The following is a 17,400-nucleotide window of genomic DNA, read 5'->3' on the forward strand; positions in this document are numbered from 1 at the left end:
CCCCCCACCATCAGGATGCGGTCAATCGGGCGCTTTATTCTCCTCTTGCTTTTCGCCGCGGTCGTGAGGACCCAGTTGTTCTTCCGCCTGCGGATACTGTTCGGGGCGCTTCTTCCAGCCGGGCTGGATATCGACGTGCACATTGGCGTTGTCGCCTTCGTTGCCGCCACCCTTAGGGTCATTGAGGTCTTTGTCGGTCGGGTTCATGGGGGACTCCGGATTGAACACTCAGGGATTATCGTCGTGAGGCATATCGACCGGCTTCGACTCCGGCGAGCCATATTGCCGCAGCCAGATCGACAGCAGGACAATGGCGCCGATGGCCAGAAACTCGCTCTGCCAGTTCTGGAACGATTCAAACCAGAAGGTCGGGCCGGCCAGGAAGGCGGCAAACCCGTCTGCGGGCTGGCCTTTCAGCAGCGCTTCTTCAACCTGGTTGCGGTAACTGCCATAGAGGTGCAGCGAAAAGGACAGCAGAAACAGAGCGAAAAAGGCCAGGCTGAGCGAGTATTTATAGAGGCCCAGCACCCAGCCCCCTTTGCGCACCGGCCACGGTGCCCGTGGGTGGGCTTGCGGGACCTTATCGACGTCGCTGTCGCCCTCAAGCGGTTTCGACTCCGATGAGCCCTGCTGACGCAGCCACACGGTGGCCAGCACATAAACGCCCATCTGGAAAAACTCGCTCTCCCAGTTTTCGAACGTCACTTCGATAAAATTGCCCGTCGTCAGATAGCTGGCCAGACTTATGGCCGTCGCCCCTTCCTCCGTTCGCATATCATTGTAGACGCTCCAGCCGGTCAGGGCCTGCACCGCCAAGAACAGGAGGAAGAAGCCCAGCACAAAGATCGACAGGCCGTTTCGTCGCAGAAAAGAAGGTCGCATCGGCATACCTCATTCGGTGTCGGGGCCGCTATTCAAGCGCCGCGCGCTCTAAAAATGCCATGCCGTTTGTGAAGTCCGCCTGTTTCTAAAGAGCCGCTAAAAGCCCGTCTTGAGGGAAAAGGAATGGAGTGGGCCAGCCTTCCGCTGTGCATTCCACAGGAGGCCGGCGCAGTATCGCTTCCGTTGGGGCCGCCCCCCTGCCTCCCCTTTCGACTCTCTTCCCCAAGGACAGACCATGAAAGCACTTTGCTGGCACGGTGTAGGCGACGTTCGCGTCGATGTCGTACCCGATCCTCGACTTCTTGACCCACGTGACGCCATTATTAAGGTCACCTCTACAGCCATTTGCGGGTCGGACCTGCACCTCTACGGCGGCCTGATGCCCAGCCTCAAATCCGGAGATATCCTGGGCCACGAATTTATGGGGATCGTGGTGGAGAAGGGCTCTGAGGTCACGAATCTCAACATCGGTGACCGCGTGGTGGTGCCCTTTACTATTGCCTGCGGCGACTGCTTTTTCTGCCGCAAGGGCCTGACTTCATGCTGCGACCGCTCCAACCCCAATGCGGAAATGGCGGCGAAGGCCATGGGGCATTCGCCGTCTGGCCTCTTTGGCTATACGCACATGCTGGGCGGCTTCTCTGGCGGGCAGGCCGAATATGTGCGCGTGCCCTTCGCCGACGTCGGGCCGTTCAAAGTGCCCGACCATCTGTCGGACGAACAGGTCCTCTTCTTGTCCGACATCTTCCCGACCGGCTATATGGCGGCGGAAAATGCCGATATTGAGCCCGGCGATACGGTCGCCGTCTGGGGGTGCGGTCCGGTGGGGCAATTCGCTATCAGGTCAGCGTGGATGCTGGGGGCGGGCCGCGTCATCGCCATTGACTACGTGCCCGAACGGCTGGCGCTTGCCGCATCCGATGGCAGGACCGAAATCATCGACTTTTCCGAAGAAACCAATGGCGTCTATGAGGCGTTGAACCGAATGACCGGCGGGCGGGGTCCGGATCGCTGTATAGACGCGGTTGGCACCGAAGCCGCGGGGCACGGGTCGGTGGACGCCGTCATCGATAAGGTGAAACAGGCCGTCAAGCTGGTCTCGGACCGTCCGCACGTCGTGCGCGAAACCTTCCTCTCGTGCCGTTGCTGCGGCACCATCTCGATGCCCGGCGTCTATGGCGGCTATCTCGATGCCGTGCCGTTCGGAGCCTTTGTCAACAAGGGGCTTACGCTCAAATCGGGGCAGACCCACGTCCACCGCTACATGCCGATCCTGCTCGACAAAATCGAGCGTGGAGAGATTGACCCGACCTTTCTGATCACCCATCGCGGCCGGCTGGACGACGCCCCGGACCTGTACAAGACGTTCCGCGACAAGGCCGATGGCTGCATCAAGGTCGTGCTGACCCCTTAAGCAGAATCAGTCCCGGCCTGAACGCAGGCGGATGCCGTCCTCACTCACCTGTGTGTCCACGCCATAGAGGGCGTGCAGGGCCTGAGCCAAGGCCTCGGTATTGCCCGCCTCGAATTCACCGTCGATGCGAAGAGCTGATAACCGCGCGTCGGCCACGATCAGCTTACGGTCGCTGTAGCGGTTCATCTCGGCCACCGCTTCTTTCAGCGGCGTGCGGCTGAAGGTTAGGCGGCCTTGCAGCCAGTCACTCACGCCGGCCGTATCCGCCGGATGCACCGGGCCCAGGTCGCCGGCCCGGCCCACCGCCACCGCCTGACCGGCTTTCAGCTTCACAATTTGAGCGCCCGGCCTCTCGCCGCGCACCTCAACACGACCCTCGATCAGGTTGACATCGGTGCCGGTCTCTTCACGGCGCACCGTAAAGCGCGTGCCGGTCACGCGCACCTGGGCCATATCGGTGCGCACGTCAAAAGGACTGGCGTCAGGCCTATGCGCCACCTCGAACAGCGCCTCGCCGCGCATCAGATCGACCTTGCGCCCACGCACCTCGATACGGCTGCCCGTATTCAGCGTGACGCGCGACCCATCGGCCAGAACGACCGCCTGCCGCTTGCCCACCTTGGTTTCGTAGATAACCGGACGCTGGGCGACAAACCACACCCCCAGACCCAGCACAACCGCCGCCGCAATGCCCACAGCCACTGGCCACCGGACACGCTGCGGGCGCGTCTCCGCGAAATCCGGTGCATCGAGCAGACCCACGGCGTCCCACACGGCCTCCAGCTCGCGCTGAGTCCACGTATCGCCCGCTGTCCCGATCGCGTTCGCCGCGCCCTCTTCGACATCGGTCATCGCCTCGACCAGACGCAGCGCCTCCACGTCCTGAGGCGGTGTTTCCTTTGCCTGAAACGGGATTACTGTTCGTACCATCCGCTGTCCTTGAGATTATGCCGGCATTTGGCCAAAGCGTCGGCGAGCAGGCGTTGCACGCTGCGCAGGGGAATGCCCTGTTTTTGCGAAATTTCGGTGAGTTTCAGGCCTTCGACCCGGTGCAGCATAAGCACCAGCCGTTCCTGTGCATTGAGTTTGCGGATAGCCTGGCGGAGCAGGTCCGCATTCTGTCGCCAGCGCAGTTCGTCGAACGGCGTCGGCGCATCTTCGGGCAGATTGTCCGTAAGCTCGACGTGTTGATCGCCTTCGCGGCGGCGGCGATGACGGTAGAGGTCGCGGATCACACTGTCGGCGGTCTTGAATACATAGGTAATATTAAACTCCGGCGGCGGTTCGCGCTGCGCCAGCCGCACCAGCCGCGCATAAATGTCCTGGAGGGCGTCGTCCGTATCGTCCGGCCGCAGCGCGCGCCCCAGATAGCGGCGCAAGCGACCATCCAGCCGCTCGATCAGCCCGCTCACCTGCGCGGCGGCGTTACCCGCCCGTAAGGCTTCGGGGTCCGGCCTCATCGTCCACCTGTCATAGATACCGTACATGGTCCGCCGGTTGAGAACACGCGCCCCCAAAGCTTTTAACGCCCACGCGCGCCACAACCGCCAAAAAAGTGTCAAACAGGCTTTGATGACAGGCTGATGACATGAGCACACCCGACCCCCGTTCGGGGAAATGTCATAAATCTATTACGCCGCCTGACTATCAGACCATGGGGAAGTGATTAAAGGCATTCTGGATGAGCGGGCCCGTGCCCAAGGTCGATTTTGCGCGCCTGGCCACCGTCATGACCGCCAGTGTCATGAGCGCGACGATCTGGGCTCACCCGGCTCAGGCCGCGCCCCGTCGGTTCGACGTGCCGGCCCTGCCGCTGGAACAGGGCTTACGTCGCGTCGCCGAACAGGGGCAGGTGCAGATCCTGTTTTCCGGCGATCAGGTGCGTGCCCACAGAGGCGTCGCCGTCTCCGGTACGCTGGAACCCGAAGCCGCCTTTCGCCGCGTCCTGTCGCGCTCTGGCCTGTCGATCCGTCAGATCGACCGCCGCACCTTTATTGTCGTCTCCCCCCCTGCACCTGTGGCGGCCGCGCGGCCCGTGCCAAGACCGCGCGCTGTGGACACGGCCGAGCCCGTGCGCGAGGTCGTGGTGGTGGCGCAACGCGTGGTCCTCAACCCGCGTCAGGACACAGACCGCTTTGACGGTAGCCTTAGCGCGCCGCAGGCGACCGCCATTCTGTCACGCAGCGATCTGGAACACACCGCCGCGCGCAATGTCACCGAAGCGCTGGGCGTCCTGCCCGGCGTGACCGTGCTCAATACCGGCCGGTCTTTCAGCGGCGGGGTCGATTCCGCCTCGCGCGCCGAAGGCCTGTTCAGCGCCTTTCGCGGCCTGAACACCGAATTTAATCTCAACATGATCGACGGCGTGTCGCTGGCGCAGGGCCTGCCCCATTCACGCGGCGTGCAACTGAATTTGCTGCCGCCGACGGGGTTTCAGTTGATCGTCCTGAGCAAGGTGCCTACCCCCGATATGGACGGCGACGTCATTAGCGCCGCCATCGACTTCCGCACCCCGACGGCGAACGATTTTCGCGCGCGTCAGCACCTGTCGCTGAGCGTTTCGGCCTATGACAACCGCCGCGCCGAAACCTATGGGGCCTCGGGCCTCGGTGGCGGTGTCGGGGTGGAATATGCCCGCCGTTTTGGCCGCGATGAGCGCTTTGGCCTCTATTTCAGCCATTTTGAAGACCGCCGCCGCTACGCCAATTCTGAAATCGCGGGCATCATGTCGGCGCAAAACGATGCGGGCTGGGCCTACCTGTGGTCGGACTCCCCCAAAGGCACCCTGCCCGCCGGGACCGATCCGCAAAGCCTTTTGACCGCCACGGCGCTCAATGTCGGCGTCTCGACGGGCGAGAGCCGGGCCCGCTATGACGTCCTGACCCTGACCGGGCGTTTCGATGACCAATGGGACGGCTGGCTGCGGGCCACAGCCGCCCATAACCGCACCGAGCAAAACTCGACCCTCAGTCAGGTGGTCGGGCGCAGTCTGAGCTGGACCGACGACGCAAGGGGGCGCTACCGTCTGTCCGTGGGCAGCGTCTCCACCCGCCTGTGGTACGAGACCAATCCCGATCTGGCCAGCCTGTCGGCCGTCAGCCTCGGGGCGCGGCGCAAGACGGGCGCGTGGACCTTCACCCCGGCCCTCTTCTTCAGTCAGGGGCGCAGCGACCGGCCCGGACGCATCGAAGCCTCGGTGCGCCTCGATCAGGTGGACCTGTACAATAATGCCCAGAGACGCCCCTATGCCGGGCTACTGATCGCCTACGAGAACGGCTTCCCGACACCACAACTGACGCCGGACCTGCGTGCTGATCTGGACATGGTGGGCGAGCGCCTTCTGGCCCGCCGCGCCGGGCAGTTCACGGTGCAGACCAGCCGTCAGTACCGTCAGGGCGCGCGTTTTGATGCTGAATACGCCACTGATGATAAAGCGCTTCGCCATCTGGCCTTTGGCGTCAAATGGAGCGAGAGCGCGCGCGAGGTCACCGACCTCGACTGGACCAATGCCTATTTTGCGGATCTTCTGGGACGTGGTGGCGTGACCTGGCAAGAGCTGGGCCTTATCCGCGGCTATTATGATGAGGTGTTCCCGGGGCGCTTCGACTGGCGCGTGCCCAAGGTCGATCACAATCGGCTGGCCGACTATTTCAACCTCTACGTGACGCCTCAGAGCTTCGATACCTGCGCCACGCTCGCGGTGAATAACGACAACTGCAACCGTCAGCACGGGCGCGAAAGCGTCGCCGCCGCCTATCTGAGTGCGCGCTGGGTCATAGGGCAGCTGGAGATCGCACCCGGCCTGCGATATGAGCAGACGCGCATCGACAATCGCTTCTGGGTCATCCCCGCCCCGCCCACCGGGGTGAGCGAGGTGCCGGGCCACTGGGGGCAAAGCCGCACCACCTATGGCGTCGGCCTGCCCAGTGTGCGCCTCAACTATCGCCCCGATGAAGACCAGGTCTGGCGGCTGGCCCTGTGGCGTGGTTATACGCGCCCGGCCTTCATGCTGCTGGGCAGCGGGGTGCGCTATCAGGCTGCCGACGACGGGACGCCCCTGCTGCGGCAGGGCAATCCGTCGCTGAAGCCCGTGACGGCGCTCAATCTCGATCTGTCGGTCGAAGGCCGCACCCCCGGTGGCACGCGTTATAGCCTGGGGGCCTATGCCAAGTGGCTGGAGCACTATCTGTTCGACAGCGGCGGCAGCGGGGGCGATGTCCTGTTCGGCCGCACGGACATGCGACTCCTCACACCGCGTAATGGCGGGCGTGGCGAGGTGCAAGGGCTTGAGGCCGAAGGGCGCCACGACTGGTCGGTCGCCGGCGGCACCCTGACCGTCGGCGGCACGCTTAGCCGGCAATGGACACACGTCAATCTGGGCGACGACGAACTGGGCCGCGACATCGCCATGCAGAACGCACCGGACTGGCTGGCCAACCTCAGCACTACATATCGCTACAAACGCGCGACGGTGACGCTGAGCGCCCAGCATACGGGGGCTTATCTATCAAGTTATAATGCGCTGGGCGTATCGGGCGACTGGGACAATGTGTGGGTCAGGCCTTCCACCCGGCTCGACCTCGCCGCCGACTGGCAAGTCCGGCCGCGGCTGCGGTTATCGCTGTCGGCCACAAACCTGACCGGGGCCTACAGCTACTGGGCGCATGTGGGCGAAGACAGTCTGGCCCTATCGGACATTATAGACTCCGGGCAGCGCTTGTCGCTCAGCCTGCGCTACGATTACTGATAACATGAAAAAAACCTCCGGAAGCCTTGCGGCTCCCAGAGGTCAGGTCTCAGGCGTCTGGAGATAGGCCTGAGGGGATTACGTTTAGTACGTATATTTCAATGTCAGGAGGGTCGTCGAACCGGAGTCCACGATGTCGTTGATCGCCAGGCTGTTCTTGCCGACGTGCGCCCAGTAGGAATAGTCCTTGAACAGATTGGACACCGACAGGTCGAGCTTGACGCCCTTGCCGAAATCATAACCGGCGTGCAAGTCGGTGCGCTTGACCGGACGGGTCCACAGTTCGAGACCTGCGACATCGTTATAGGCAATGACCGCTTCGCCGGTATAGTTGTGGGTCAGGTCCACGGTCAGGCCCTTCCAGGCGTAGTTGACCTTCACATTGGCCAGATATTCCGGGGCATTCTGGATCGGGTGCTTTTCGCCCTTGCCGATATCGACCTCTGTCCACTGGCGGGTGAAGTTGGCACCGGCCCCAAAGCCCGACAGCCAGCCCGGCAGCATGGCGAACTTCTGATAGAGCTGGATTTCAAGCCCCTTCACCGTGCCTTCGCCGCCATTGGTGGGGTGGGAAAGGCTGACGCGGTCATAGGTCTTGCCATTATAGGTCAAAAGGTTGGTCGGAGTTTCACCGGTATTCACCTGCGTTGAGCCGTTATCGTACATATAGTCCGACAGCTTCTTGTAGTAGGCACCGATCATGGCGTAACCGCCTTCGGCGTTCGACCATTCCCCCGACAGATCTAAGTTCCACGACTTCAGCGGCTCGAGATCCGGATTGCCCTGCACGATCGTCAGGCTCCGGTTGTCGCCTTCACGCGCGGTCGTCTTGTTACCAAGCTGAACCATGGCCGGGCGCATATAGGCGCGCGTCAAGGAGGCGCGGTAAACACCGCCGGTTTCCGGGCGATAGTTGACGAACAGGCTGGGCAGCCATTCGTTGTAATCGGTCGAATTGGACTCAAAAGTCTTTTTGGCGCTGTTCCAGTAGGTGTTCTTGATGTCCGTATGCTCAAAACGCAGGCCCGGAATGACCTCGAGCGAACCGAAATCGTACTTGCCGGTGACGTAGGCGGCGGAGACGTTTTCATCGCCCTTCAGTGTGTTGCCGTTCATATATTCCGGATCGGCCAGAGCCGCCGCCATCGGGAAGTAGGTGTAGAAGATTTCAAACAGTCGGTCCTGATTTACCTTCGGGGCACGGATCGTGTAGAGGCCTGGATAGATGGAGTCGAAATAGTCGGTGGCCAGACCAACATCGGCCCACTTCACCCCGGCCTTTTGCATCACATTGGCCAGATGGTCGTTGGTCCAGTCGCGGTTGATCACGCGGCGGTGGCTGGCAACGTATTTCAGGCCGGTCTTGATATAGGCAAGGTTGCCAGCGTCAAAATCGTACTGCGCATCAAACTTCAGACCCGCCTTTTCCTGACCCGAAAACTGCTGCGTCAACTGACCGGCGCGACGCGCCAGAAGCGTGGTCGAGGCGTTATTGATCTGGGTCTGCTGCGTGGCATTGAGCATCGGGATAGGATAGCCGTCGCTGTTATAGGCGATGAACAGGCCGGCATAGGGCACGGTCTGACCGGCCAGAGGCCCCTTGTTGTAGTTATCCGACTGATTGTTGCGCATTGAGGCTTCGATGTGGTTCGGACGGTCATTATCGCCTTCCGAATAGAAAACCGAGGGCGACAGAGTCCAGTTTCCGACGCGCTTGACCGCACCCAGGCTCAGGGTGCCGAGATCGGCCTGTTCCGGGTTGGTTTCGTACCAGGCGCGCACTGACGAATTGGTGACACCGGTCAGGTCAAACAGACCCGGTGTGGCGGCGTTTTCGACATATACCTTGGTGTTGACGAACTGCGCGAGGGTCGAGTTCTGGTGCGTTTCGGCAAAGGCATAGGAGCCGCGCAGATAAAGGTCCAGCGTGTCGTCCACGCGCCAGTCGGCCGAGAAGTTGCCTCCGTAACGCTCGGTGAAACCGGTCGAAACGCCGGTGTTCAGGCCCGTCTGGGCGAGGTTGGCTTCCTTGTCGTAAGCCGTCGGGTTCTGGAAGTTACCGCTGGCGTCCTTAACCGCGTGCAGATAGCCCCAGTTACCGTCCTGCTGCGCCGTCATGATGCCGGCGATCATCGAGTTGGCGTAGTTGCGCTTGTCATAGAAGGCGCTTCCGTAGAAGCCGAACTGCTTGTTGGCCCCAAAGCGGCGAGCGTATTCGGCGCTGACGCCGCCACCCAGACCGTCTTCACCATAGTCCCGCGCGCGGCTCTCGACGCGGCCCGATAAGGCCACAGACATAAAGCCGTCCTTGAAACCAAAGGCCGAGGGTGTGCGGAAATCAACCGTACCGCCGATGGCGTCGCCGTCCATTTCGGCGGTCGAGTTCTTGTTGACCACGATGGTCTTCAGGCCCGACGGCGGCAGAAGGCTGAGTTGAACCTGACGCGAATAGGGCATGCCCTGTGCGACATTGACGCCATTGATCAGGGCGAGGGTAAACTCGGTGTTCATGCCGCGCACGCCGACGAACATGCCTTCACCGCGCGAGGCCCCGTCAACGCCGCCGAAGAACGAGTTACCGGTATTAGTCACGGTGACGCCCGGCAGCAGGGCCAGGGCTTCGGCGACGTTGTGCACAGCGGTGTGCTCAAGGTCTTCCGCCGACATCACACTGATAGTGTTGGCACTCTTCATCTGGGCCGAGGTGGCCGTCGAACGGTTGGCGTAGATGACGACTTCGGTCACATTGACATTGTCCTTGGCGGAGGCGTCTTTGGACGTGGCCTCTTCGGCCTGCACGGCGTTCGCCGCCAGTCCGAGGCTCAGGCTCATGGCAGAAGCCATCAGCATAAGTTGGGTGGAAAGTTTCATGCCAGTATCCCCTTGGCTGAGGGCATACAGCACGCCCTCTCAAGCCAAGGGACGCCACCCAGCGGGAGACACGCCGAAACTTAATAAAAGTTTCACGAATTAAATCAGTCCCAGCCGCCGGTCGAGGCTGAAGGCCCCGCCGCCGCGCCCGATCAGATAGATCAGAAGGCCTGCCCAGCTCAGATGTGTAGGCCAGGCGTCGGGATAGACGAAGATTTCAATAACCGCCGTCATGCCCAGAAAGGCCAACGCTGAGTAACGGGTGAACAGGCCCAGCACCAGTAGCACCGAAAAGAGGTGTTCGGAGACGGTGGCGGCCACGGCGGCGGCCTGTGGCGGGACCAGCGGCAGGGCGTATTCCTGCTCAAACAACACATAGGTGCCGTCACTGATGTGAAAAAGGCCATCGACCTTGGTGCGCGCCGAACTGAAGAAGATGGCCGCCACGCCGAAACGAGTGATCAGCGCGATAACGTCTTCCGGCAGCTTCGCCATAAGTTGGGCGGGTGCATTGATCCAGTCGGTGAAGTTGCGGGTCATAGGGGATCCCTTTCGGTTGAGAGGCGAAGACAAGTGAGGCCCAGCACATGACTGAACAGGGCCGTAAGATCGGTTGTGGGGTCGCACCCCATAGCGGCCTCTGCGCCCTCCCCAAGCGTGCCGCCTTCAGTACAGACAGTGAGAAAGGCGGCGACATCAGGGGCAAGGCGGCGAAATTCGATGCCTTCGCCGACCCGGCGCACCAGTAGAGTTTCTGGCTCAGGCCGTCGCTCCAGCCCCTCGGCTTCGCCAGTCAGAAGCGCCTCCCAGACGCTCAGAAGCGTGGTGTCGAAGCGGATCAGCCGCACGGACGGAATGAGGCGCGCGCGGGCGTGGGTGAGGACTTCGGGCGACAGGTCGGCAAACGCCTCGGGAGGTGTGGCCGCCGTATCGGCGGCGTTCAGCACGCTGAGCCGCAGATGATCGAGCCGCGCTAGATCGGGCAGCCAGTCCATCTCGGAAAGGGCGTCCAACCCCGCTAGCCAGTCGGCAAACCCGTCACCGTAATCGTACAGCATCGCATGCGCCGGGTAATGGTCGCGTGCAAAAGCCGCGGCCACTTGACGGAAATTGTATGACCCAAGTGCTGCCACCACAGCCGGAAAGGCGGTCTCAAGCGCCTCAACCAGAGCTGACGCGATGGTGTTGCGATAGACGGCGACGCTCGGCTGGTCAGACATTTCCACCCAGGCCGAAAGGGCGTCCGTGTCGCCCGCCAACGCATCGGCAAAAGCCTGATGAAAGGCGCTCATGCTTCAACTCTTTCCCTCTGCAAAGCCGACTGCGCCCGTTCGCGCTCAATGATCAGTTCGGCATAGGCGGGCACCCCGCCATCGCGCTCGATCAGGACAGGGAGTGGCCCCCACAGATCAAGCGCGGCATAGAGCAACGCCCACACGCCTTCATCGACGGGGCGATCGTGGCTGTCGATCAGCAGTTCCGCGCCGCGCACCGGGTCTTCGCTGTGCCCAGCGAGGTGAATCTCCCCCACGGCCTGCACGGGGATAGTGCGCAGCCAGATCAGCGGGTCATTGCCGATATTGCGCGCGCTGACGAAGACATTATTGAGGTCAACCAGCAAGCCGCAGCCGGTGCGCTTAACCAGTTCGCTCAGGAACTCGGTCTCTTCGTAATCGTGGCCGCGTAGGTTCAGATAATGGCTGGGGTTTTCGATCAGCAGAGCCCGCCCCAGCGCCTCTTGCGCCGCGTCTATGCGCTCGGCAATCCGTCGTAATTCCACCGAGGTGCGCAGGACAGGTAGAAGGTCCGGCACGCTGTGGCCCTCAAATCGCGACCAGGCCAGATGCTCGGACACCACAAAGGGCGCAAAGCGATCGATCAGGGCGCGAAAGCGCTTCAGGTGCGCCGGATCAAGCGGGTCAGGGCCACCCAGAGACAGCCCCACCCCGTGCAGGGACAGAGGATGCTCAGCGCGAACCCGCTCAAGGGCGGCCAGTCGCGGACCGCCTTCGACCATATAGTTTTCGGGGTGAACCTCAAACCAAAGGCCGGGGCGGCGGTCGCCCGTCGCCTCCATATAGTGTTGCGGCTTTAAGCCCAGCCCCGCCCCGATCATAATCAGGCTTTGGGAGTCAATGAGCCGTTGCCCTTGGGCGTCTTGATGGTGACGCAGGTGCCCTTATCGACCAGCTTGAAGGCCTTGCCGTCGTAATCAACCTTGGAGCTGCCGGCGCAGCTCGTGCCCGGACCGGCCTTACAGTCGTTTTGCCCGGCCTTGGCGATGCCGTAGCAGGCCTCCTTGGCCGTAGGGGCCTTGGCGGTCTTTTGGGTGTCGGCGGCAGCAACGCCCGCAGCCAGAGACGAGGCCAGAGATAGGGCGGCAGCGATGGCCAGACCGGAATGGGAAACAGACATGGGGTTCTCCTTGCGAGACGACGCCTCATCGCGTCTGGCAGGAGGTACGCAAGGCCCCGCGCAAAGGTTACAGAGGAGGCGGACCAAAACATACGAAAAAAATAAATGAGGGGCTGTGTAACCTCCTCCCACAAGACCGCGTACTCCCTGATGCCACACCGGCACTGCACCTATTTCGAGAGAGCCCATCATGATCACTGTGAAAACCGGCGCCATCATCGCGTCCGCCGCCGCCCTTATGGCCGCCGCCAGCTTTGCTACCGCCGCAACCGCGCCTGCGGGCAGCAAGGGGGCCGCTGTAGCCGCCGACGACATCGTCCACTGCTATGGCATCAACACCTGCAAGGGCACGGCCGACTGCGCCACCACGACGCACGAATGCAAGGGCCAGAACGTCTGTAAAGGTCATGGCTTCAAGGCCGTAAAGGCCAAGGAATGCCTGGCTCAGGGTGGCGTGATCGGCGATATCGGTTAAGTATGCCCTCCGGGGCCGGTGTAACGCCGGCCCTTCTCCGGACCCGTCCATGCCCACTTCTCTTGCCCCCTTCTCAGGCTTTGGCCTCGGCCTCAGACCGCCCCATTACGAAGCCATACTGGCCTCGCCGCAACCGGTGGATTTTTTCGAGATCATCTCCGAAAATTTCATGATCGACGGCGGACGGCCCCTGCTTGTGCTGGATCGCGTACGGGCCGACTATCCCGTGGCGATGCACGGCGTTTCGATGTCGCTGGGCTCACCCGACGGTCCGGGGACCGACTATCTGAGGCGGCTGCACGCCCTGATGACGCGCATTGACCCCCTGTGGGTGTCCGATCATTTGTGCTGGACCGGCGTCAATGGTCGCAACAGCCACGACCTTTTGCCCCTGCCGCTGACCGAAGAGGCGATGGCCACCGTTTGCCGCCATATCGACCGCGTGCAGACCTTCCTGCAACGCCCGCTGCTGATCGAAAACCCCTCGACCTACGTCACCTTCGCCGAAGACACCTACACGGAGTGGGGCTTCTTGTCGGAGCTGTGCCGTCGCACAGGCTGCTACCTGCTGCTCGACCTCAACAATGTCTTCGTCAGCGCCCACAATCACGGCTTTTCAGCCCAGACCTATCTGAACGGCCTGCCGCTGGAGCGCGTGCGTCAGATGCATCTGGCCGGTCATTCGCAGGGCGAAACCCTACTGATCGACACCCACGACGCCCCTGTCCCGGACGGCGTGTGGGCCTTGTGGACCGAGGTCGCTCCGCGCCTGAGCCATGCCGCCGTGATGATTGAGCGCGACGACGAAATACCACCCCTGTCTGAGCTTCTGAGCGAACTCGACACCGCCCGCCGCCTCGCCTCAGATGTGGTGTACGCATGAGACTGGCCGACACCCAACTGGATTTTCTGGATCAGATTTTGGCCACTCCGGCTCCCACGGTGAGCGAAGGGATGCGCATCTATCGCCACGCCTATCGCGCGCGGCTGTCCGGGGCGATGGCCGAAACCTATGCGCAGGTCTGGGCGTGGCTGGGCGACGAGACCTTTAAATCAGAAGTGCGAGCCTACATCGAAGCGCATCCATCCAGCCAGTGGTCGCTTGATGACTATGGACAGGGCTTTGCGACCTTTCTGGGCGGGCGATACCCCGATGATCCCGAAATCGCCGAACTGGCGTGGCTGGATGCCGCCCTGCGGCAGGCCTTTGCCGCCGAAGATGCGGACCTGCTCGATGGCGCGGCCCTGATGCAGCTCAGCGACTGGGAGGCGGTGCGTTTTGTCCTCAATCCGGCCCTGCGTCATCGCGCCATCCGCTCCAATGCGCCGGCCCTGTGGCGCGCCCTCTCCAAAGACGAGACGCCGCCGGAGGTACTTTCTTTCAAGGCGACCAGCGGTCTGTGTGTATGGAAGACTGCGCTGGCATCGCGCTTTCGCACTCTGGAGGCCGACGAATACACCCTTATCTGTGCGCTGGCCGCCGGTCAGGACTTTGCGGCAGCCTGCGAAACCCTGACCCGCGACGCCAGCGACAGAGACCTCACGGCGCAGATCGGCGCGTGGCTGGGTCAGTGGCTGACCGAAGGATTGGTCACAGGCCTTGACGCGACAGAGACAAGCTCATGAGCCTCAGCCAACCCGACCTCTGGCAGCAGCAGATGCGCGCCGCCCAACGCGGCGATGCGGAGGCTTATCGCGCCCTCCTCACCGCCCTGCGTCCGTGGCTTTCGGCCTATTTTCGCCGTCGCCTGCAATCGCCAGACACCGAAGACCTTACGCAGATCACGCTGGTCGCGGTGCATGAAAAGCGCCACACCTATGACCCGACCGCTCCTTTTATGCCGTGGATCGCCGCCGTGGCGCGGCACAAGCTGATCGACCACGTCCGAAAATACGGCCGCTACGTACATGTTGAGTTGAACGAACTGAATGAGCCAGTGGACGAGGCTTCTCTGGGCCTGCCGGCCACCATTGCACGGCGCGACGTTCAGGTACTGTTGTCGCAACTGCCTGTTGATCAGGCGCGCGTCATCCGCCTGCACAAGGTCGAAGAACTGAGCCTGGAGGACGTGTCGCGTCTGACCGGCAAATCGGTGGCTGCCGTCAAGGTCATAGTCCACAGAGGATTGAAAAAGTTACGGGACAGCGTCGGCGTGCCCCGGAAAGTGTACGAAGATGAGTAACAACGACACCCCCGACCTGATCGAGACCTTAAGCCAGTCCGTCAACCCGGTTGCCCCGCTTGGCCGCCGTGGCCTGTGGCTGTGGGTGGGCTTAAGCCTGCTGGCTGGCATCGCCTTTGTACTGACGACTTACGGCGCACGACCCGAAATGCGTGTGCTGCTCAGCGAAGGGCGCTTGGCTGAAAACCTGTGGGCCTATGCTAAGACGGCCTTTTTTTTGGCCCTGGCAAGCCTCGCCGTCTGGCAGGTGTTTGCCACGGCGCGACCGGAAGGTAGGCTCAACCGCGCGCAAACCGGGCTGCTGGGTCTGGGCCTGATTGCGCTTTTGACCCTAACGGGCATCGACATGGCGCGGAACGGTCTGCCCGTAGCGATGACGGGTCTGTCGGATGGCGCGCCAGTGTGCTTCCTGACCATACTGGTCGGCGGTATGGCCGGGCTGGGCTTGGGCTGGGCCCTATGGCTGCGCCACACCGCGCCCGGTGATCCGGCTCTGTTCGGGGCGCTGAGTGCCTTTGCTTCATCGGCCGTGATGACGGTCGCCTATACGCTGCATTGCGACCACGACGCCCCGGCCTATCTGCTGCTGATCTATCTGGCGCCCAATCTGGTGGCAGCCCTGATCGGCAGTGTCGCCGGGCGCTGGCTGTTCCGATGGTAAGGCCGCCACACGACCTTATCGAACAGCTGAGCGAAGACCTGCGAGCCGTCAAGCCGCTCAGCGCCTGGCGGCTTATGGGCCTTGCCCTCGTCTTCGCTGCCGCGACTTTGTTTTGGGTCGTGGGCGTCTATGGGATGCGTCCGGAACTCAGCGATCTGGAACAGGCGCTGGCTCAGCCGCGTTTTGCGCTGCTCAAACCCGTGGTTTGGGGCTGGGCAGGACTGTCGGCTTTGCACGCCGCCAACGCTTTGTCACGCCCCGAAGGCCGCTGCCACTGGAGCGACCTCGCCCCGATGGCTGTCATCCTGTTGAGCCACGGCCTTGCCCTGTGGTGGGAGGTCATCCATGCAGGCTGGGAGGCCGCGACGGCGGGCGGCTTTGGCGGCGCGGCCCTTTGCGGTCTGACCATAATCATCAGCGTCTGGGTGGCCATGCGGCTGGTGACACTTGTATGGCTGAGCCGCACTGCATCGTCCCAGCCCCGGCTGCTGCGTCTGTGCACCGCGTTCGGGTTTGCCGGGTTGGCCGCCGCCGCCTATGCCCTGCATTGCCCGATGGATCAGCCGCTCTATACGCTGTGCGTCTACCTGCCAGCCATCGGCATGGTTTTGCTGATCGAAGGCGTGCAGAAGTCCTAAGGAGTCTTGCCCGGCTCAGGACCAAAGTCCAGAGTCTCGGCAAAAAAGGGCAGAACGTGGGTTTTAAAGCGTTGGCCGATGCGATTGCCATGATCGCCTGGATAGACCGAGAAGCGGCTGTTGACCCCGGAGTCGGTCAGGCGGCGGTGCAGTTCCGCTGCGTCGATGCGAAAGCCATCCTCGTCGCCGACATCCATAGCGATGGCCGTATACCGCCGCAGATTGAACACGTACTGATCGAGCATAGACAGCGGGGCATTGGCGGCCCAGCGCGCCAGCACGTCCTTGTCCACGTCGCCCTTGTTCGTCGGCAAATCGACAAAGAAGGGCGACTTGTGCGGATTGGGTGACCAGGCCGCCGCAACGGCAAAGGTGGCGCGTTGCAGGAAATCGAGCTTCACGGCCGCTTCGGGGGTGCGGGTAGCCTCGACCTCAGCGGCGATCGGGGCCGGAGGGGCTTCGCGCGCCGAAAGGCAGCAGGGGCTCATGATGTAGAGGGCACCGAAAACTTCAGGGTACTTCATCCCCAGCCGCACCGCGCCATACCCGCCCATCGAATGGCCCATCAGGCCGCGGCTGCGACGCTCGGGCAGAGTGCGGAAATGGGCGTCGATATAAGCCACCAGATCGCGGGTGATAAAGCCTTCCCAGTCGCCTATCGTAATAGAGCTCGAGTACATCGACCCGTTATGCAGGGTGCGGCTGTCCGGCAGGACAAGGATCACACCGGGCAGGCCCTGCATCCGTGCCACATCGAGTGACGTCGGCGTCTGCAACAGGCCGGCGAAGCTGCCGGCATCCATGGCATAGCCGTGCAGGCCATAGACAACCGGATAGCGCCGGTCAGGGTTCGTCGCATAGTCGGCCGGCAGATAGACAATCACATCGCGATCCGCTGATTCCCCGGCCAAATTGCCTTCGAGCGCCTTGGCGTGCACCCGGATCTTTTCGAGTCGCGCCCCTGACTGGGCCACCGCCATCAACGGCGACAGACCGACACACAACGCCATTAGTACGGCGCATAAACGAAGATGTAAAATGAGCGACACGGAGCCCCCCTAAAGGCCTGTTTAGCGTAGCCCCTGACGTGCAGCGGGCGACTTATCTCTGCTTT

Annotated in this window: 18 protein-coding genes; 8 read left to right on the forward strand and 10 right to left on the reverse strand. The window is 62.3% G+C overall.

Annotated features, from left to right (window positions below; translation table 11 throughout):
- Positions 1–21 precede the first annotated feature (21 nt).
- Together ASTEX_RS18305 and ASTEX_RS18310 are read right to left on the reverse strand one after the other, a co-directional pair.
- Positions 22–207 (reverse strand): hypothetical protein, encoded by a 186-nt coding sequence (locus tag ASTEX_RS18305; RefSeq protein ID WP_013481123.1) that lies wholly within the window; start codon positions 205–207, stop codon positions 22–24.
- 21 nt (positions 208–228) lie between these two features.
- A complete protein-coding gene (locus tag ASTEX_RS18310) occupies positions 229–882 on the reverse strand; it encodes a DUF6766 family protein (RefSeq protein WP_013481124.1) in 654 nt (217 codons plus the stop codon).
- 235 nt (positions 883–1,117) lie between these two features.
- Here ASTEX_RS18310 and ASTEX_RS18315 point away from each other — a divergent pair, with 235 nt between their 5' ends.
- On the forward strand, positions 1,118–2,296 hold the full coding sequence (locus tag ASTEX_RS18315; RefSeq protein ID WP_013481125.1) for a zinc-dependent alcohol dehydrogenase: 1,179 nt from the start codon (positions 1,118–1,120) through the stop codon (positions 2,294–2,296).
- A 6-nt stretch (positions 2,297–2,302) separates the two neighbouring features.
- On the opposite strand, the gene ASTEX_RS18320 is transcribed toward ASTEX_RS18315, so the two are convergent.
- Both ASTEX_RS18320 and ASTEX_RS18325 read right to left on the reverse strand, forming a co-directional pair.
- The gene (locus tag ASTEX_RS18320; protein WP_013481126.1) at positions 2,303–3,226 is read right to left on the reverse strand and encodes a FecR family protein; all 924 of its coding nucleotides are present in this window, start codon (positions 3,224–3,226) and stop codon (positions 2,303–2,305) included.
- Entirely contained in the window at positions 3,211–3,756 is a 546-nt protein-coding gene (locus ASTEX_RS18325) for an RNA polymerase sigma factor (RefSeq protein WP_013481127.1), read from the reverse strand. The genes ASTEX_RS18320 and ASTEX_RS18325 overlap by 16 nt, the downstream gene beginning before the upstream one ends.
- Positions 3,757–3,977: 221 nt before the next feature.
- On the opposite strand from ASTEX_RS18325, the gene ASTEX_RS18330 reads away from it, so the two are divergent.
- Positions 3,978–7,043: a TonB-dependent receptor gene (locus tag ASTEX_RS18330; RefSeq protein ID WP_013481128.1), complete on the forward strand. Its 3,066-nt coding sequence runs from the start codon at positions 3,978–3,980 to the stop codon at positions 7,041–7,043.
- Between the two features lie 84 nt (positions 7,044–7,127).
- Here the strand turns inward: ASTEX_RS18330 and ASTEX_RS18335 are convergent, their stop codons facing one another.
- The 5 genes from ASTEX_RS18335 to ASTEX_RS18355 all read right to left on the reverse strand — a co-directional run bounded on the left by ASTEX_RS18335 (position 7,128) and on the right by ASTEX_RS18355 (position 12,329).
- On the reverse strand, positions 7,128–9,914 hold the full coding sequence (locus tag ASTEX_RS18335; RefSeq protein WP_013481129.1) for a TonB-dependent receptor: 2,787 nt from the start codon (positions 9,912–9,914) through the stop codon (positions 7,128–7,130).
- Between the two features lie 99 nt (positions 9,915–10,013).
- The gene (locus tag ASTEX_RS18340; RefSeq protein WP_013481130.1) at positions 10,014–10,454 is read right to left on the reverse strand and encodes a DoxX family protein; all 441 of its coding nucleotides are present in this window, start codon (positions 10,452–10,454) and stop codon (positions 10,014–10,016) included.
- Complete coding sequence (locus tag ASTEX_RS18345; RefSeq protein WP_013481131.1) at positions 10,451–11,206, reverse strand: HvfC/BufC N-terminal domain-containing protein; 756 nt, start codon at positions 11,204–11,206, stop codon at positions 10,451–10,453. The genes ASTEX_RS18340 and ASTEX_RS18345 overlap by 4 nt, the downstream gene beginning before the upstream one ends.
- Positions 11,203–12,030: an MNIO family bufferin maturase gene (bufB, locus tag ASTEX_RS18350; protein WP_013481132.1), complete on the reverse strand. Its 828-nt coding sequence runs from the start codon at positions 12,028–12,030 to the stop codon at positions 11,203–11,205. The genes ASTEX_RS18345 and bufB (ASTEX_RS18350) overlap by 4 nt, the downstream gene beginning before the upstream one ends.
- A gap of 2 nt (positions 12,031–12,032) precedes the next feature.
- The gene (locus tag ASTEX_RS18355) at positions 12,033–12,329 is read right to left on the reverse strand and encodes a BufA1 family periplasmic bufferin-type metallophore (RefSeq protein WP_013481133.1); all 297 of its coding nucleotides are present in this window, start codon (positions 12,327–12,329) and stop codon (positions 12,033–12,035) included.
- A gap of 190 nt (positions 12,330–12,519) precedes the next feature.
- On the opposite strand from ASTEX_RS18355, the gene bufA2 reads away from it, so the two are divergent.
- The 6 genes from bufA2 to ASTEX_RS18385 are packed head-to-tail and all read left to right on the forward strand — an operon-like array spanning position 12,520 to position 16,286.
- Positions 12,520–12,804, forward strand: a complete 285-nt coding sequence (gene bufA2, locus ASTEX_RS18360) for a BufA2 family periplasmic bufferin-type metallophore (RefSeq protein WP_013481134.1) — start codon at positions 12,520–12,522, stop codon at positions 12,802–12,804.
- A 49-nt stretch (positions 12,805–12,853) separates the two neighbouring features.
- Complete coding sequence (bufB, locus tag ASTEX_RS18365; protein WP_013481135.1) at positions 12,854–13,687, forward strand: MNIO family bufferin maturase; 834 nt, start codon at positions 12,854–12,856, stop codon at positions 13,685–13,687.
- Entirely contained in the window at positions 13,684–14,430 is a 747-nt protein-coding gene (locus ASTEX_RS18370; RefSeq protein ID WP_013481136.1) for an HvfC/BufC N-terminal domain-containing protein, read from the forward strand. Before bufB (ASTEX_RS18365) ends, ASTEX_RS18370 begins: the two co-directional genes overlap by 4 nt.
- On the forward strand, positions 14,427–14,987 hold the full coding sequence (locus ASTEX_RS18375) for a sigma-70 family RNA polymerase sigma factor (protein ID WP_013481137.1): 561 nt from the start codon (positions 14,427–14,429) through the stop codon (positions 14,985–14,987). The genes ASTEX_RS18370 and ASTEX_RS18375 overlap by 4 nt, the downstream gene beginning before the upstream one ends.
- Positions 14,980–15,648, forward strand: coding sequence for an NrsF family protein (locus tag ASTEX_RS19585; protein WP_013481138.1), 669 nt, complete (start codon positions 14,980–14,982; stop codon positions 15,646–15,648). The genes ASTEX_RS18375 and ASTEX_RS19585 overlap by 8 nt, the downstream gene beginning before the upstream one ends.
- On the forward strand, positions 15,642–16,286 hold the full coding sequence (locus tag ASTEX_RS18385; RefSeq protein WP_013481139.1) for an NrsF family protein: 645 nt from the start codon (positions 15,642–15,644) through the stop codon (positions 16,284–16,286). Before ASTEX_RS19585 ends, ASTEX_RS18385 begins: the two co-directional genes overlap by 7 nt.
- On the opposite strand, the gene ASTEX_RS18390 is transcribed toward ASTEX_RS18385, so the two are convergent.
- The gene (locus ASTEX_RS18390; RefSeq protein WP_013481140.1) at positions 16,283–17,296 is read right to left on the reverse strand and encodes an alpha/beta hydrolase; all 1,014 of its coding nucleotides are present in this window, start codon (positions 17,294–17,296) and stop codon (positions 16,283–16,285) included. The two genes, ASTEX_RS18385 and ASTEX_RS18390, sit on opposite strands and share 4 nt — an antisense overlap.
- Positions 17,297–17,400: the final 104 nt, after the last annotated feature.

It is taken from the genome of Asticcacaulis excentricus CB 48, from assembly GCF_000175215.2.
GTDB lineage: Bacteria > Pseudomonadota > Alphaproteobacteria > Caulobacterales > Caulobacteraceae > Asticcacaulis > Asticcacaulis excentricus.

Bases quoted from the DNA above. Each gene is read 5' to 3' on its own strand.
- ASTEX_RS18305 (WP_013481123.1), bottom strand. From the start codon at position 207: ATGAACCCGACCGACAAAGACCTCAATGACCCTAAGGGTGGCGGCAAC.
- ASTEX_RS18310 (WP_013481124.1), bottom strand. From the start codon at position 882: ATGCGACCTTCTTTTCTGCGACGAAACGGCCTGTCGATCTTTGTGCTG.
- ASTEX_RS18315 (WP_013481125.1), top strand. From the start codon at position 1,118: ATGAAAGCACTTTGCTGGCACGGTGTAGGCGACGTTCGCGTCGATGTC.
- ASTEX_RS18320 (WP_013481126.1), bottom strand. From the start codon at position 3,226: ATGGTACGAACAGTAATCCCGTTTCAGGCAAAGGAAACACCGCCTCAG.
- ASTEX_RS18325 (WP_013481127.1), bottom strand. From the start codon at position 3,756: ATGAGGCCGGACCCCGAAGCCTTACGGGCGGGTAACGCCGCCGCGCAG.
- ASTEX_RS18330 (WP_013481128.1), top strand. From the start codon at position 3,978: ATGAGCGGGCCCGTGCCCAAGGTCGATTTTGCGCGCCTGGCCACCGTC.
- ASTEX_RS18335 (WP_013481129.1), bottom strand. From the start codon at position 9,914: ATGAAACTTTCCACCCAACTTATGCTGATGGCTTCTGCCATGAGCCTG.
- ASTEX_RS18340 (WP_013481130.1), bottom strand. From the start codon at position 10,454: ATGACCCGCAACTTCACCGACTGGATCAATGCACCCGCCCAACTTATG.
- ASTEX_RS18345 (WP_013481131.1), bottom strand. From the start codon at position 11,206: ATGAGCGCCTTTCATCAGGCTTTTGCCGATGCGTTGGCGGGCGACACG.
- bufB (WP_013481132.1), bottom strand. From the start codon at position 12,030: ATGATCGGGGCGGGGCTGGGCTTAAAGCCGCAACACTATATGGAGGCG.
- ASTEX_RS18355 (WP_013481133.1), bottom strand. From the start codon at position 12,329: ATGTCTGTTTCCCATTCCGGTCTGGCCATCGCTGCCGCCCTATCTCTG.
- bufA2 (WP_013481134.1), top strand. From the start codon at position 12,520: ATGATCACTGTGAAAACCGGCGCCATCATCGCGTCCGCCGCCGCCCTT.
- bufB (WP_013481135.1), top strand. From the start codon at position 12,854: ATGCCCACTTCTCTTGCCCCCTTCTCAGGCTTTGGCCTCGGCCTCAGA.
- ASTEX_RS18370 (WP_013481136.1), top strand. From the start codon at position 13,684: ATGAGACTGGCCGACACCCAACTGGATTTTCTGGATCAGATTTTGGCC.
- ASTEX_RS18375 (WP_013481137.1), top strand. From the start codon at position 14,427: ATGAGCCTCAGCCAACCCGACCTCTGGCAGCAGCAGATGCGCGCCGCC.
- ASTEX_RS19585 (WP_013481138.1), top strand. From the start codon at position 14,980: ATGAGTAACAACGACACCCCCGACCTGATCGAGACCTTAAGCCAGTCC.
- ASTEX_RS18385 (WP_013481139.1), top strand. From the start codon at position 15,642: ATGGTAAGGCCGCCACACGACCTTATCGAACAGCTGAGCGAAGACCTG.
- ASTEX_RS18390 (WP_013481140.1), bottom strand. From the start codon at position 17,296: ATGGCGTTGTGTGTCGGTCTGTCGCCGTTGATGGCGGTGGCCCAGTCA.